The following is a 14,407-nucleotide window of genomic DNA, read 5'->3' on the forward strand; positions in this document are numbered from 1 at the left end:
CCGTGACGGGGCGTCTTACTTGACGCGCTGACCCGGCTTGGCACCGCTGTCGGGGCTCAGCAGGTAGATTTCTTCACCGCCGGGGCCGGCAGCCAGGACCATGCCTTCGGATACGCCGAACTTCATCTTGCGCGGGGCGAGGTTGGCCACGTAGAGGGTCAGGCGGCCTTCGAGCTTGCTCGGGTCCGGGTAGGCGCTCTTGATGCCGGAGAATACGTTGCGCTTCTCGTCGCCGATGTCCAGGGACAGGCGCAGCAGCTTGTCGGCACCCTCGACGAACTCGCACTTCTCGATCAGCGCGATGCGCAGGTCGACGGCGGCGAAGGCGTCGAAGTTGATTTCCGCGGCCAGCGGGTCCTTGGTCAGCTCACCGTTGCCGGTGGGTTTCGGAGCGCTGGCGAGGAGGTCTTCCTTGGAGGCTTCGATCATGGCTTCGATTTTCGCAGGCTCGATACGGGTCATCAGCGGGTTGAACGGGTTCAGCTGGTGGTTGGCCAGCAGTTGTTCGTGGTCGGCCCATTTCAGCGGGGCGACGTTGAGGAAGGCTTCGGCAGCTTCGGCGAGCTTCGGCAGCACCGGTTTCAGGAAGATCACCAGCTGGCGGAACAGGTTGACGCCCAGGGCGCAGATGGCCTGGACCTCGTCCTGCTTGCCTTCCTGCTTGTTCAGGGCCCACGGCGCCTTGTCGGCGATCCAGGCGTTGGCCTGGTCGGCCAGGGCCATGATCTCGCGCATGGCGCGGCCGAAGTCACGGGCTTCGTAGGCAGCGGCGATGCTCGGTGCGGCGGCCTGGAAGGCCTGAGCCAGTTCCGGCGCGGGGTTGGCGTCCACCAGCAGGCCGTTGTTGCCCTTGTGGATGAAGCCGGCGCAACGGCTGGCGATGTTGACCACCTTGCCGACCAGGTCGGAGTTGACCTTCTGTACGAAGTCCTCGAGGTTCAGGTCGAGGTCGTCCACGCCGCGGCCCAGTTTGGAGGCGTAGTAGTAGCGCAGGTATTCCGGGTCCAGGTGGTCCAGGTAGGTGCGCGCCTTGACGAAGGTCCCGCGCGACTTGGACATCTTCTGGCCGTTGACGGTCAGGTAGCCGTGCACGTTCAGCGCGGTCGGCTTGCGGTAGCCGGCGCCTTCGAGCATGGCCGGCCAGAACAGTGCGTGGAAGTTGACGATGTCCTTGCCGATGAAGTGGTACAGCTCGGCGTCGGAACCCTGCTTCCAGTAGGCGTCGAAGTCCAGCTCCGGACGGCGCGCGCAGAGGTTCTTGAAGCTGGCCATGTAGCCGATCGGCGCGTCCAGCCAGACGTAGAAGTACTTGCCCGGCGCGTCGGGAATCTCGAAGCCGAAGTAGGGGGCGTCGCGGGAGATGTCCCACTCCTGCAGGCCGGAATCCAGCCACTCGGAGAGCTTGTTGGCCACCGACTCCTGAAGGGCGCCGCTGCGGGTCCACTGCTGCAGCATGGCCTGGAAGTCAGGCAGCTTGAAGAAGTAGTGCAGCGACTCCTTGAGCACCGGGGTGGCGCCGGAGATCGCCGATTTCGGGTCCTTCAGCTCGGTCGGTGCGTAGGTCGCGCCGCAGGCTTCGCAGTTGTCGCCGTACTGGTCGGCGGTGCCGCACTTGGGGCAGGTACCCTTGATGAAGCGGTCGGCCAGGAACATCTGCTTTTCCGGGTCGAAGTACTGGGTCACCGGACGGGTGGCGATGTGGCCGGCGTCGCGCAGCTTCAGGTAGATGGCCGAGGACAGCTCGCGGTTCTCTTCCGAGTGGGTCGAATGATAGTTGTCGAACTCCACCAGGAAGTCGGCGAAATCGCCCATGTGTTCGGCGCGAACACCGTCGATCAGTTGCTCGGAGGTGATGCCTTCGCGTTCGGCGCGCAGCATGATGGCCGAGCCGTGGGCATCGTCCGCGCACACGTACACCGCCTGGTTGCCACGCATCTTCTGGAAGCGAACCCAGATGTCGGTCTGGATGTACTCCAGCATGTGACCGAGGTGGATCGAACCATTGGCGTAGGGCAGGGCGCTGGTGACGAGGATCTTGCGGGCTTCGGACATGATGATCGGCCGTTCCGGTTAAAACGAGGGAATCGGCAACTATATAGGGGCGGGGCGAAATTTTCATCCGTGGTCCGCTTGGCTGTAAGGGCTGATTCACCTTTGAGCATCAGGCGCTCGGGCTGTTCGCGAGCAAGCTCGCTCCTACGAAAAGCAGCCTCGCACGAGCCTGGGCTGTAGGAGCGAGCGTGCTCGCGAACCCCGCCTACCCCTGATGATCCCGAGCAAGGCGGCGGCGAGAGGCGTAAGATGCCCGCCTATTCTGCTCAGTCTTTCATCGGGAGTACCCATGAGCGCCGTTACCCGTGCCACGGTGGAGGCCGTCCTCCGCCAGATCAACGACCCCCACACCGGCCAGAACCTGCTGGAAGCCGGCTACCTGCGCGAGCTGGACATCCAGGGCGGGCGCATCTCGCTGACTCTGGAGCTGGGCTACGCCGCTGGCCTGTTCAAGAACGGCTTGGCGCAGACCGTGCAGATGGCCCTGGAAGCGCTGGACGGCGTCGACTCGGCCCAGGTCAAGGTGGAAACCCACATCGCCGCGCACAAGGCCCAGGCCCAGGTGCCGGGTATGAGCAACGTCAAGAACATCATCGCCGTAGCGTCCGGCAAGGGCGGCGTGGGCAAGTCCACTACCGCCGCCAACCTCGCGCTGGCGCTGGCCCGCGAGGGTGCCAAGGTCGGCATCCTGGACGCCGATATCTATGGCCCGAGCCAGGGCATCATGTTCGGTATCCCCGAAGGCACCCGGCCGAAGATCCGCGACCAGAAGTGGTTCATCCCGCTGGAGGCCCACGGCGTGGAAGTCATGTCGATGGCCTTCCTCACCGACGACAACACCCCGGTGGTCTGGCGCGGCCCGATGGTTTCCGGCGCGTTGCTGCAGCTGATCACCCAGACCGCCTGGAACGACCTGGATTACCTGGTCATCGACATGCCGCCGGGCACCGGCGATATCCAGCTGACCCTGGCGCAGAAAGTCCCGGTGGCGGGCTCGGTGATCGTCACGACGCCGCAGGACCTCGCGCTGCTCGATGCCAGGAAAGGCGTAGAGATGTTCCGCAAGGTCAACATCCCGGTGCTGGGCGTGGTCGAGAACATGGCCGTGCACATCTGCTCCAACTGCGGCCACGCCGAACACCTGTTCGGTGAAGGCGGTGGCGAGAAGCTCGCCGCGCAGTACGGCGTCGAACTGCTGGCCTCGATGCCGCTGTCCATGGCCATCCGCATGCAGGCCGACGGGGGCAAGCCCACCGTGATCGCCGACCCGGAAAGCCAGCTGGCGATGATCTACCAGGACATGGCCCGCTGCGTCGGCGCCCGCATCGCCCTGAGCGAGAAGGCCGCGCCGGACATGCCGAACATCTCCATCAGCGACGACTGATCCGCAGGGACTGCCATGCGCAAGGATGCGAAACGCGCCGTCGGCTGGCTGCTGGCCGCGTGCCTGGGCCTCACCGGCTCGGTGGCCTGGGGCGCCGACGAGGATTCCGCCAACTGGCAGGCGCAGTGCGTGATAGACGGACAGCCGGTGACCCTGGACTTCCGTTCTGCCTCGGGCGATGCCTTCGACGATGACATGGTTGTGCAGGCGCGCCGGGCCGACGGCTCCCGCCTGACCCTGCCACTGCCGCCAGCCCTCTACCACGCCACCGGCCCGCTCGGTCGTCCGATCAGTGCCTGCGACCCAGTGCCGCTACTGGACATGGGCAACGGCCTCGGCCTGCTGCTTGTGGTGCGCGACAACCGCCCCGGCCTGCCGGTGGTGGATGTACTGCTGCTGGACCTCGTCACCTTGCAGGTGGTGGACAAGCGCCTGGGCGACCCCGGTGCAGTGGAAGGCCTGCTGAAAACCGCCAGCCTGGTGCTGCGCCAGTCGCCGCAAGGTGTCGACCTGCGCCTGGTGCGCGAGGCCGTGCCGGGTGCCGAGTGCGATTGTGCCGACGGCTACGCCGAAGACTGGCTGCGTTTCTCGGTGGACCGGCGCAAGCTGCGCACGGACTGGCTGCCCTGAAGGTTCATGGAAACCATTCCGTCCCGGCACCGACAGGGAACTGACCGCTGCGTAATTCGTCCAGTGTGAGCTCGCGTCCTGTCCAGAGTCGGACCTTGCGCGCCCCGGCCCCGCGGCAGAGCTCGTACAGCCCCCGGACTTCCACTTGCGTCAGGCCACCTTCAAGTAGCTCCTGAGGGTGCAGGATCAACACCGGCGCGGCCTTGAGCAGAGACTTGGGCGCGAGTCGGCCGACCAGCAACTTCAGGGTCATCTCGGCGAAAGAGAAATTGGCCAGCAGGGAGCGGGGATGATCGAAGCCGTTGACGATCTCGATGCCCTCCTGGCCTCGCAGTTGCTGGGCGGCCTCGCCGGCCGCCAGGACTCTTGGCTTGCCATCCTCGTAGCGCAGGGCCAGCAGGGGTGGTTCGCCGAATGCTTCGCCGGACGGCAGCGCCACGCCGCTGATCCACTGGCGGGAGAGCTTCAGGTACAGGGTGGACGAAAAATGATCAAGCATGTGCGGGCTCTTCCATGAGTCGATGCGCCGCAGGGTACGTAAATCCACGCTCGAGCGTCGACCATCCGGCCGCACCCTTTGCCGGAAATTGTGACGCCCGGTAAGATTCGCCTTCTTTTTTCAACCGCCGCACAGGACACCCGCCATGAGCATCAAATCGGACAAGTGGATTCGCCGCATGGCTCAGGAACACGGCATGATCGAGCCGTTCGTCGAGCGCCAGATTCGTGGTGCCGATGACAGCCGGGTGATTTCCTACGGTGTTTCCAGCTACGGCTACGACGTACGCTGCGCCGCCGAATTCAAGGTATTCACCAACATCCACTCGGCGGTGGTCGATCCGAAGAACTTCGACGAGAAGAGCTTCGTGGATATCAACAGCGACGTCTGCATCATCCCGCCGAACTCCTTCGCCCTGGCCCGCACCGTCGAGTACTTCCGCATCCCGCGCGACGTGCTGACCATCTGCCTGGGCAAGAGCACCTACGCGCGCTGCGGCATCATCGTCAACGTCACCCCGCTGGAACCGGAGTGGGAAGGCCACGTGACCCTGGAGTTCTCCAACACCACCAACCTGCCGGCGAAAATCTACGCCCACGAAGGCGTGGCGCAGATGCTGTTCCTGCAGTCGGACGAAGCCTGCGAAGTGTCCTACCGCGATCGCGGCGGCAAGTACCAGGGCCAGACCGGCGTTACCCTGCCCAAGGCGTGATCGAGCCTTAATCAAGAGAAAACGGACATGACCTCGCAAGGACTGCGGGGCCTGCTTTGCGCCCTGTGGCTGGGCGCCAGCGGCCAACTGGCGGCAGCCGAACTCAACGTCACCCCGGGTGGCGAAGTGCTTGGCCTGCCGTCGAACGCTCCCCTGAACCAATTCGTCGAGCGTCTCGGCGAGCCCACTGCGCGCCTGCCGATGCGCGGTGGCGAGCAGGGCCTGCTCTACGGTAACTCCACCCTGCTGGTGTTCAAGGGCCAGCGTCTCACGCAGGTTCGCTGCTGGTTGCACAGCCAGTTCACACCCTCGCTGTTCCTTGGCTGGCTGGATCAGGTCGAGCCTGGCAAGGACCCGCTGACTTTCGCCGTCGACGGCCAACTGCATCTGGGCCAGGAGCGTGGTGCCACGGGGGAGTGGTTCAACACCCTGGATGGCGACGGTGACGAGCTTTCCGATGTCCGGGTGCGTAACGGCAGCGATATCTGGGGCGGCTATGGAAACTCCGACGACTACGGCATTCGCGGCGAGAGCCGTCAGGTCGTGGTGTCACTCAGCGTGAGCATTCCCGAGCCACCGGCCGCCGCGGCTTCAATGGGCGTGATGGGCCGTCCCTAGGACTTCCAGCACGAAGGCCGCTCGCTCCTCCAGACCTGCGAGCGGTAATTGCACGATGTGATACCCCAACCCCTCGTACACCTCGGCCATGGCTGCCGCCGTTAGCTGCGCTTCGCTGAAGTCCTGCCGGCGTTCGGCGTCGTTGCGGTAGATGGCCTCCCACGCCGGTGCCAGGAACACGGTCCGCCTGTAGCGCAGCTCCTGGACAGCGGTTTCCAGGGGTTCGGGAATCGACAGGCCACAGAGCCGCGCGTAGCCCAGCACGTCCGGTAGGCCGCGATCGAACAGCCACAGCCCTCCTGCTTCGAGCGCTCGCTCGCGGGTCGTCCGCGCGTGGTCGAACATCGCCTGGCAGAAGGCCTCCCGGTTTGCCCAGGGCAGTGCATCGCCGGCACAGGCCAGTTGCTCGCGGATGATGGCGCGGCCGCCTTCCTCGACGACGTTCAGGCCGTGATGCCGGTGCAGACGGTCGAGCAAAGTGCTCTTGCCGGCGCCTGGGCCGCCAGTGATGACGATAAGGGATTCGGACATGGCGATGACTCCTGTAGGAAAGGATGCGAGGGAGTACCGGCCGGGGAAGGGGTGCGAAGGGAGGTGCGGCGGAATCGGAGCGGGGAAAAAAGAAAGGCACCCAGAGGGTGCCTGAATATGATCATGGAGTAAGTCGACAATTCTGATCCCGGGGCGGAAGTGAAGTTCCCGTCCCCCGGAAATATTTTTCAGATCATCACTTCTCCGGCACCAGCGTCAGGCGTTTCACGCCGTAGACCTTCTCCAGGTTCTGCGACTGGAAGGGGAAGCTCATGTAGTTGCCCTTCAGCCAGGCGTCGATGCCGTCGGCGTAGTGCGGGCTGGCCGGGTTGCCGGATTGGCCGCTGCTGTTGAGGCCGATCATCGGCTCGCTCTGGCCGAAGTCGACGACGATGCGCATGGCCGGGATCAGCCAGGTATTGAAGTCCTGGCCCCAATGGTAGGCCGAGACGTTCAGGGTGCTGTGGTCGCCGCCGGCCGGGTAGGGGCCGCGATCCAGGTAGCCCTTGATCGCTCCGAGGCTGGCTCGCTCGCTGGCGCTCAGGTTGGGCGCCATCTTGGTGCTGTCGCTGACCCACTCGTACGTGTGCAGCTTGCCCCACTGCCAGGCACGGCGGTCGCTGCCCAGCTTCTGCTCGCAGAAGGCAGTGGCGGCGGCCAGGCTGCGGGCGAGGATCGCCGGCTTGTCTTCCTTCTGCGGTGTGCGGGTGTCGTCCCAGAACGGGCTGTCGTCGCGCCCCAGCAGATGGTCGGCCTGGGCCGAGTAGGAGAGGTTGGCGGTCTCGACGAAGGCCTTCCAGGACGGGCTGTCCTCCGGGCCCAGTTCGTCGAGGAAGATCTGCTTGGTGCTTTCCTGCAGGAAAGCTTCGTATAGCGCAGCGTCGCCGGAGGTAGCCGAGAGCTTGCCGTCGAACGCCATGATCCGGTCCAGCGCTTCGCGGGCGCGGGCGCGTTGGTCGGCGGGCAGGGCGTCGATGGCTTTCTTCAGCGGCTGAGCCATGCCCGGCGCGTCCAGCATCGACTGCAGCTTGCCGGCGAAGGGCGTGGTCTGGTCGTACTGCATGGCGATCATGCTGCGGTAGTCGTGGCTCTTGCTGCCGCCAGCCAGCTGGGCGATGCGTTCGTAGCGCTCCGGGTAGTACCAGGAACTGGACAGCTGCGCGCCATAGCCCGGCTGTACGCTGCGGTGGTTGGCGGTGCCCAGCCAGCCTTGCTGCGGGTCCTGGTCGGACGGATGGAGGATCGGGTCGGCATAGCCGTCCCAGTCGTAGCGGCTGTCCCAGCCGGGAGAGGGCAGCAGGCCGCGGCCTTCCTTGCGGTTGGGGAAGCGTCCAGTGACCTGCCAGCCGATGTGCTTCTCGTCGGCGAACACGATGTTCAGCGCCATGGCGCGCACATCGCGGGTGGCGTCGAAGGCCTGCTCGACGTTCTTCGCTCGGGACAGGTCGAAGAAGGCGTCGAGGGTGCGGTCGGTCTCGTTCTGGATGCTCTGGTAGGCGATGCCGTAGCCGCTGGACAGCGGCAGCGGCTGCAGGTCGTGCTTGCGCTCGCCCAGCGCGCTGTTGAGTAGCGGACCGTGGCGGGTTTCGTAGATGACCTCGCGGACCGGACTCTGGCCCTTGATGAAGAAGGTCTCGTTACGCTCGATGGCCGGCTTCCACTGGCCGTCGGCGAGGTAGTAGAGCTTGCTGCCCTGGCGCTTCACCTGTTCGAGGAAGAGGTCCTGGTTGTCGCCCATGACCATGGTCATGCCCCACGCCAGCTTGCCGTTGAAGCCGGCGACCACGCCCGGCACACCGGCGATGGAAACACCTGCGGCGTTGTACTTGGGCGAGCGGATCTGCACGTAGTTCCACACCGAGGGCATGGATAGCGGCAGGTGGGTGTCGTTGGCCAGGATGCTCTTGCCGCTGCGCGTACGCTGCGGGGCGATGGCCCAGTTGTTGGAAGCGGCGACGCCCATCATCTGCAGCGCGGCGATCTGGCCCGCGGCCTTGTCCAGTTGTTCCAGACCGGCAATCCTGCCGTCCAGGCGCAGGCCCTTGAGTTTCTCGGCTTCCTCGAAGGGCAGCGCTTCATCCGGGTAGATCGGCGTCAGCCAGGGCAGCTTGTCGGCGCCGACTTTCTGCGCCAGTACCAGGGAGGCGATCTCCTCCTGCAGGTTCACCGCCAGACCGAAGTTCAACAGGCTGAAGACCAGTGCGGAGTCTTCCGCTTTCCAGTACTCGGGACGGTAGCCGGATTCGGCCAGGTCCATCGGCAGGTTGTCGCGGTAGCGGTACAGGTAGGCGTTGACGCCGCGCGCGTAAGTCTCGAAGAAGCGCTTCAGGCGTGGTGAGGAGCCGGCATAGAGCGCATCGGCGGCTTTCTTCAGGTTCACCGTGCGCATGAAGCGGTCGGTCTCCAGGGCGCCGGGGCCGACCATCTCGGACAGGCGACCCTGAGCCATCAGGCGCAGGCCGACCATCTGGCTGATGCGGTCGCTGGCATGCACGTAGCCCAGGGTGAACAGCGCGTCGTGGAAGGTACTGGTCTCGATCAGCGGCATCCCCAGGCTGTTGCGGCGGATCGACACATTGTCCGCCAGGCCCTTGATCGGCTGCACGCCGTAGCTCGGCGGCAGGCTGCCCGAGTAGCGGTCGTTGAGCCAGCCCTGGCAGCCGGTGAGGCTGACAGCGGCAGTGACGGTGGCGGCAAGGCCGAAGCTGGGAAGCCGGCGGAAGGCTCGCGGGGCCATGGGGTGTGCTCCTGCACAAAAGAGGTCGCTTGAAATGGGATGCTTGAAGCGCGCTACGTTAGTGAGCCGAGGATAGCTGTGCAAGCCGCGCAGGGCGGGATTTTCAGCAGCCGACGAATAGTTGGGCCAGACAGCAGAAGGCCCGCGCTGGGCGGGCCTTCTTCGCAGTGCTCGGTACCTGGTTCAGGCGCCGTGGCACTTCTTGTACTTGCTGCCGCTGCCGCAGGGGCAAGGGTCGTTGCGGCCCACGTCCTTGAGCGGGTTACGGACCGGCTCGTGGCTGTGGTTGCAGTGCGGGCCGTGCACGTGGCCGTGATCATGGTGGTGGTCATGATCGTGGTCATGGTTGCAGTTCGGACCGTGTACGTGGGGTTCCTGGCTCATGGTGACGCTCACTCGGGGATGAAATCGCCGGGAATTATCTCGCCATTGCGGGCGATGTGCACGCTCTGTCCGAAGAGCAGGCCGGTCTTCACTTCACCGTCGAGGCGATAGCGGATCGGCTTGTCCGGGTCTTCCAGCAGCTTGACGATGTACTTCATGTGCCGCCACAGGTTGGTGGTTACCGGTACTTCGAAGGTTTCGTGACCGTTGGCCGGCACTGTGAACCAGTTATTCGACTCGCCTTCGGCCAGGTCGATATCGTTCAGCTTGACCTTGTAGGCCAGGCCGCGGACCGGAAGGCTGAAGTCGTTCGGGTTGTCGATGCGGAAATGCAGGACGAATTCCTGCTCCAGCAAACGAGCTTTCACGACGTCGACTTTCTGCAGCTTCACGTCGGGTTGCTCGAAATCACCTGCCATCCAGCCGCAGCCCGAAACAAGGCCGAACAGCCAGCACAGGCTGAGAATTCTTATCATTTGCGCCTGATAATTCATGTCTACCCCTCAAGACGCCCCAGTGTACCAAGCACCTGCTCGGCCGCAAGTTGTTGTTACGTTAAAAGAAGCTGCACCATACTGGCCGAATGTAACCGGCGGGTTAACACAGGAGAGTGAAGATGAGCCGCTATGAAATTGCCTTCTCGGGACAGACCGTTCCCGGTGCTCAGCTCGACACGGTGAAAGCCAACCTGGCCAGGTTGTTCCAGGCCGATGCCCAGCGCATCGAACTGCTGTTCTCCGGTCGCCGCATGGTGATCAAGAACAACCTCGACGCGGAGGCCGCGGAAAAGTACCGCAGTGTGATCGAGCGTGCTGGCGCTGTCGTCGAAGTGGTCGACATGGACGCGCAGATCGAGGAGATCGAGCTGGCTCCGCCGCCGCCCGCCGAGCCTGTCAGTGCACCGGTACAGCCGGCAGCGTCTGCCGCTGGAGCGCAGGGGCGTCTGAAGGTCGCGCCGCGTGACGAGTACATGGCCGCTTTCGCCGATGTGGATGCACCGGATTTCGGCCTGGCTCCGGTGGGCACCGACCTGCAGGACGAGAAGCCCGAGGCCCAGGCGCCGCGCGTGGACCTCAGCCAGTTCAGCGTCGCCCCGGTGGGCAGCGACATGGGCCAGGCCAAGCCCGAACCTGCGGGGCCTGCGCCGGACACCAGCCACCTCAGGCTGCAGGACTGATCAGTCGCCCTGGTGCGGGTCGTCCTTGTAGACGAACTTGGGCATTTCCCAGCGGAAGCGGATCGCCAGCATGCGGAACAGGAAGCCGGCGAACAGGGTGATCAGCATGGCCTGCTCCTTGGGCAGGTCGATCTGCAGGCAGATCAGGTAGCACCAGGCGCTGGCAAAGGACACGCTGGCGTACAGCTCGCGGCGGAAGATCAGCGGAACGTCGTTGCAGAGGATATCCCGCAGGATGCCGCCGAACACCCCGGTGATCACGCCGCTCACGGCGGCGATCAGCAGGCTGTGGCCCATCTCCAGGCTGACCTGGCAACCGATCAGGGTGAAGGCCACCAGGCCCACGGCGTCCAGTGCGAGGAACATCGAGCGCAGGTGGCGCATCAGCGGGGCGATGAACACGGTGAACAGTGCGGCGCCGGCCGTCAGTGCCAGGTACTCCGGATGACGCACCCAGGTCAGCGGGTAGTGGCCCAGCAGCATGTCACGCACCGAACCGCCGCCCAGGGCGGTGACGCAGGCCACCAGCACCACGCCGAACAGGTCCATGCTCCGCCGACCGGCGGACAGCGCGCCGGTCATGGCTTCGGCGGTAATGGCGATGATGTAGAGAACGGTCAGCAGCATGGCGAGGTCCGGCAGGGGTAGCCGGTGCGGCGAAACACCACCGCTCCGGAAAAAAGCGCGGATTCTAGCCCAGACACCGAACGCCCCCAAGTGGGGCGAGTTCGCGCCTCACTCGATCCTGTCCTACTCAATCCAGGGACCGCAGCATTTCTTCAGCTTGCCGCCGGCGCCACAGGGGCACGGATCGTTGCGACCGAGCTTCATCGGCACGGTGGGGTCGAGGAAGTACCAGCGCCCCTCGCGCTGGACGAATCCCGAGCATTCGCGATGGCTGTGCTCGCCGCCGGCATCATGCCAGCGCGCAATGAAAGTCACCCGCGCGTGCTCCGGCTGGCCACCGAGTACCTCGTGGCTGACTACTTCCAGGCCCAGCCAGGTGCTGCCCAGGCTCCAGGTGCGAATGGCCTCCAGGTCCAGCCCTGGTTGCTGGGCCGGCAGCGTGGTGTCGCGCAGGTAGTCCACCAGGCCGAGGGCGTAGGCGCTGTAGCGCGAGCGCATCAGCGCCTCGGCGGTCGGAGCCGCCACGCCGGCGTGGAAGCGTCCGCAGCAGTCGGACAATGGGCGGCCACTGCCGCAGGGGCAGGTCGGTTCGGTCATGGTCACCACCAGTACTTGCCGAAGTTTTCCGGGTTGGCCCAGAACTTTGCGTTGAGCCAGTCCGGGACCTGTTTGTATTCGTGCAGATCGTAGGTGAACAGGGTGATCACCTGGGCGTCGCGCTGGAAGCGCTCGCTGGCCTGCATCGCGAGGGCGTAGAAATCCGCGTCCTGTGCCTGCGCCGCGTCGAGGTCGACGAGTGCCGCCACGCGGCTGCTGTTGAGGTTGCGGATGCCGCCCACCAGTTGCTGTGCTTCGCGGCGCGGCATGTGCTCAAGGCAATCGGCGAGCAGGGCGAGGTCGTAGCGTTGACCGGCCAGCTCCGCCGGCAGCGCGCCGGCATCGGCGTGAAACAGTTCGCAATCCGGATGCGCCGCGAGAAAGGCCTCCACTGCCGGAATCTGGCTGGCGCCCACCAGTAGAAGACGCTGCGGTGCGTAGCGATCGAGCAGTGCGGCCAAGGCCTGTTGCGGTGTGCGTGTGGAAATCATGGGGCTCTTCGAAGACGGAAAAATAATGAACAAAGACTAGCGTGTGACACCCATATGGCCTAGTGCTGGCGCATTCTGTCAGTCACGTCTTTACTCGGTAATTGTCGGTCAAGACCCGATCATTAGAGGAGACTTAACTTTATGAGCATCAAAAGGACCGCTTTACCCCTGCTGCTGGTAAGCACGTTGCTCACCGGTTGCGCAGGGTTGCAGAAGTCCGACTGGCCGACTTGCGCCGTGGTTGGTGGTGTCGGTGGCGCAGGTTTGGGTTCCATTGAAAGCAGCGCCTGGGCGGGTTGGGGAGCCCTGATTGGTGGTGTGCTGGGGGCATCCTACTGCTGGGTGCATGGCGCCGAAGAGCAAGTGGCCGAGGTCCCGCCGCCTGCACCGGCTCCTGAACCTGCTCCGGCTCCGCTGCCCAAGGAAGAGACCATCGTGGTGCGTGACCTGCACTTCGCCTTCGACTCGTCGAAGATCGACGCGCAGGACAAGGACAAGCTCGACACCATCGCCACCCGCCTGAAAGGCGAGGCTGCGAGCACCGAGCTGAACATCGGCGGCCATACCGACAGCATCGGTACCGACGCCTACAACCAGAAACTGTCCGAGCGCCGCGCCAACGCCGTGTCCAACTACCTGGTCGATGCCGGCGTGCCTGCCAGCAGCATCAAGTCGGTGGTCGGTTATGGCGAGAGCCAGCCGGTCGCGGACAACAAGACCAAGGAAGGCCGCGCCGAGAACCGTCGCGTAGAAATCAAGATCACCCGCCAGTAACTTTGGCGTGATGTCCGCAAAGGGGGCCTTCTGGCCCCCTTTGTCATTCCCGGTTGCCACTGGCATCGCCGGGGGCAGAAGCGTATGTTCCCCGGCAAAGAAAAAACCGGGGGCCATTCATGAAAGCGTTGTTGGGGCTGGGCAAGCTGATTGCCCTGTTGTTCTGGCTGGCGGTGCTGGCGAACCTGATCCAACCCTTCGCACATCCCTTCGCGCTGCTGCTCAATGCGGCGGGCGCGCTGATCCTGCTGATCCATATCCTCGAAGTACTGGCGCTGCGCAAACGTCTGCAGGGCCGCCCGCATCCGGGCATGGATCGCCTGCAGATCCTGCTGTTCGGCGTCTTCCATTTCGCTACCCTGCCGCAGCCGGCAGCGGAGCAACCGGCATCGGCAAAAGTAGAAGGAGATACTCATGCGTAAGTCGTTGCTGGGCCTGGTGCTGTTCGCCCCGCTGGCGTGTTCGGCCGCGGGCACTGTCTCGGTGGAGGCCAATACCGTGCTGCGCCTGCCGGTGAAAGGCGACAGCCTTAGCCTGGATCGCATCAGCGTCGGCCCGGAAGGCGCGCTGCTGATTCCGTCGCGGGTCAAGGAGCTGAAGATCGGTGAGCTGGACCTGGCGAAGAACGCACGGATCGGCGTGTTCCCCGGTAGCGATGCGCTGCAGATCGATGTCCAGCACGGCAGTCTCGCCGACGGCAGCGTCATCGCCGCGCAGGGCAGTTCCGGCAGCTTCGAGAAACCCGCCAGCAGCGGTCGAAACCTGGTGCTGCGGCTGCAGGACGTGCAGGTGGAAAACCTGCTGATCGACGTCCGCGGCGGTGTTGGTGCGCCGGGCTACGACGGCCTGGACGGCGGCAGCGCGCAGACTTCCGGTTGCCTGTGGGGTGGCGGTCAGTCTGCCGGCAACGGCCAGAATGGTGCCGATGGCCAGACGGGTGCGTCCGGCGGTGTGGTGCGCCTGGAAGTGCCGGAGCAGTTCGATGTCGCGAAGGTCAGGGTGCGCCTGGAAGGCGGTGCTGGCGGAGCGGGCGGCAAACCCGGCAAGGCCGGACCGCGCAGCAGCGAGAAGGGCTGCTGGTTCTATTCGGTGGCGGGCGAGAAGCCCGGCGCGGAAGGTCAGGGTGGTGCGGAAGGGGCGAAAGGCAGCGAAGGCCGCCTGGACGTGAAGCGCTTCTGAACCGGTGGCGCGTTT

17 protein-coding genes are annotated in these 14,407 nt (G+C 64.8%); 8 read left to right on the forward strand and 9 right to left on the reverse strand.

What is annotated here, in order from left to right; genetic code table 11:
- Positions 1 to 15: 15 nt before the first annotated feature.
- Entirely contained in the window at positions 16 to 2,052 is a 2,037-nt protein-coding gene (metG, locus tag FAS41_RS06250; protein WP_138520741.1) for a methionine--tRNA ligase, read from the reverse strand.
- A 289-nt stretch (positions 2,053 to 2,341) separates the two neighbouring features.
- Here metG and apbC point away from each other — a divergent pair, with 289 nt between their 5' ends.
- Positions 2,342 to 3,436 (forward strand): iron-sulfur cluster carrier protein ApbC, encoded by a 1,095-nt coding sequence (gene apbC, locus FAS41_RS06255; protein WP_138520742.1) that lies wholly within the window; start codon positions 2,342 to 2,344, stop codon positions 3,434 to 3,436.
- A gap of 15 nt (positions 3,437 to 3,451) precedes the next feature.
- The gene (locus FAS41_RS06260) at positions 3,452 to 4,066 is read left to right on the forward strand and encodes a hypothetical protein (protein WP_138520743.1); all 615 of its coding nucleotides are present in this window, start codon (positions 3,452 to 3,454) and stop codon (positions 4,064 to 4,066) included.
- A 4-nt stretch (positions 4,067 to 4,070) separates the two neighbouring features.
- Here the strand turns inward: FAS41_RS06260 and FAS41_RS06265 are convergent, their stop codons facing one another.
- The gene (locus FAS41_RS06265) at positions 4,071 to 4,565 is read right to left on the reverse strand and encodes a rod shape-determining protein (RefSeq protein ID WP_138520744.1); all 495 of its coding nucleotides are present in this window, start codon (positions 4,563 to 4,565) and stop codon (positions 4,071 to 4,073) included.
- A gap of 145 nt (positions 4,566 to 4,710) precedes the next feature.
- Between FAS41_RS06265 and dcd the strand changes: the two genes are divergently transcribed.
- Positions 4,711 to 5,277 (forward strand): dCTP deaminase, encoded by a 567-nt coding sequence (gene dcd, locus FAS41_RS06270; RefSeq protein ID WP_017521037.1) that lies wholly within the window; start codon positions 4,711 to 4,713, stop codon positions 5,275 to 5,277.
- Positions 5,278 to 5,304: 27 nt separating this feature from the next.
- Positions 5,305 to 5,895: a hypothetical protein gene (locus FAS41_RS06275; protein ID WP_138520745.1), complete on the forward strand. Its 591-nt coding sequence runs from the start codon at positions 5,305 to 5,307 to the stop codon at positions 5,893 to 5,895.
- Here the strand turns inward: FAS41_RS06275 and FAS41_RS06280 are convergent.
- The 4 genes from FAS41_RS06280 to FAS41_RS06295 all read right to left on the reverse strand — a co-directional run bounded on the left by FAS41_RS06280 (position 5,869) and on the right by FAS41_RS06295 (position 10,041).
- Positions 5,869 to 6,426, reverse strand: a complete 558-nt coding sequence (locus tag FAS41_RS06280; protein ID WP_138520746.1) for an AAA family ATPase — start codon at positions 6,424 to 6,426, stop codon at positions 5,869 to 5,871. The two genes, FAS41_RS06275 and FAS41_RS06280, sit on opposite strands and share 27 nt — an antisense overlap.
- 196 nt (positions 6,427 to 6,622) lie before the next feature.
- Complete coding sequence (locus FAS41_RS06285; RefSeq protein WP_138520747.1) at positions 6,623 to 9,163, reverse strand: penicillin acylase family protein; 2,541 nt, start codon at positions 9,161 to 9,163, stop codon at positions 6,623 to 6,625.
- Positions 9,164 to 9,346: 183 nt separating this feature from the next.
- The gene (locus tag FAS41_RS06290) at positions 9,347 to 9,547 is read right to left on the reverse strand and encodes an SEC-C metal-binding domain-containing protein (RefSeq protein WP_017521040.1); all 201 of its coding nucleotides are present in this window, start codon (positions 9,545 to 9,547) and stop codon (positions 9,347 to 9,349) included.
- 8 nt (positions 9,548 to 9,555) lie between these two features.
- The gene (locus tag FAS41_RS06295) at positions 9,556 to 10,041 is read right to left on the reverse strand and encodes an LEA/WHy family protein (RefSeq protein WP_138520748.1); all 486 of its coding nucleotides are present in this window, start codon (positions 10,039 to 10,041) and stop codon (positions 9,556 to 9,558) included.
- Between the two features lie 122 nt (positions 10,042 to 10,163).
- Between FAS41_RS06295 and FAS41_RS06300 the strand changes: the two genes are divergently transcribed.
- A complete protein-coding gene (locus FAS41_RS06300) occupies positions 10,164 to 10,724 on the forward strand; it encodes a hypothetical protein (protein WP_138520749.1) in 561 nt (186 codons plus the stop codon).
- On the opposite strand, the gene FAS41_RS06305 is transcribed toward FAS41_RS06300, so the two are convergent.
- The 3 genes from FAS41_RS06305 to FAS41_RS06315 form a co-directional block, all read right to left on the reverse strand.
- Positions 10,725 to 11,351, reverse strand: a complete 627-nt coding sequence (locus tag FAS41_RS06305) for a trimeric intracellular cation channel family protein (protein ID WP_138520750.1) — start codon at positions 11,349 to 11,351, stop codon at positions 10,725 to 10,727.
- A gap of 123 nt (positions 11,352 to 11,474) precedes the next feature.
- Positions 11,475 to 11,948, reverse strand: coding sequence for a YchJ family protein (locus tag FAS41_RS06310; protein WP_138520751.1), 474 nt, complete (start codon positions 11,946 to 11,948; stop codon positions 11,475 to 11,477).
- Positions 11,949 to 11,950: 2 nt separating this feature from the next.
- On the reverse strand, positions 11,951 to 12,439 hold the full coding sequence (locus FAS41_RS06315) for a DUF6231 family protein (protein ID WP_138520752.1): 489 nt from the start codon (positions 12,437 to 12,439) through the stop codon (positions 11,951 to 11,953).
- A 141-nt stretch (positions 12,440 to 12,580) separates the two neighbouring features.
- Here FAS41_RS06315 and FAS41_RS06320 point away from each other — a divergent pair, with 141 nt between their 5' ends.
- The 3 genes from FAS41_RS06320 to FAS41_RS06330 all read left to right on the forward strand — a co-directional run bounded on the left by FAS41_RS06320 (position 12,581) and on the right by FAS41_RS06330 (position 14,392).
- Entirely contained in the window at positions 12,581 to 13,213 is a 633-nt protein-coding gene (locus tag FAS41_RS06320) for a PA1041 family peptidoglycan-binding anchor lipoprotein (protein WP_138520753.1), read from the forward strand.
- Between the two features lie 119 nt (positions 13,214 to 13,332).
- Positions 13,333 to 13,635: a DUF1145 domain-containing protein gene (locus tag FAS41_RS06325; protein WP_045209864.1), complete on the forward strand. Its 303-nt coding sequence runs from the start codon at positions 13,333 to 13,335 to the stop codon at positions 13,633 to 13,635.
- Positions 13,628 to 14,392, forward strand: a complete 765-nt coding sequence (locus FAS41_RS06330; protein WP_138520754.1) for a collagen-like protein — start codon at positions 13,628 to 13,630, stop codon at positions 14,390 to 14,392. The genes FAS41_RS06325 and FAS41_RS06330 overlap by 8 nt, the downstream gene beginning before the upstream one ends.
- The last annotated feature ends 15 nt before the right edge of the window (positions 14,393 to 14,407 follow it).

Origin of the sequence: Pseudomonas nicosulfuronedens (assembly GCF_005877905.1) — a bacterium.
GTDB classification, from domain to species: domain Bacteria; phylum Pseudomonadota; class Gammaproteobacteria; order Pseudomonadales; family Pseudomonadaceae; genus Pseudomonas; species Pseudomonas nicosulfuronedens.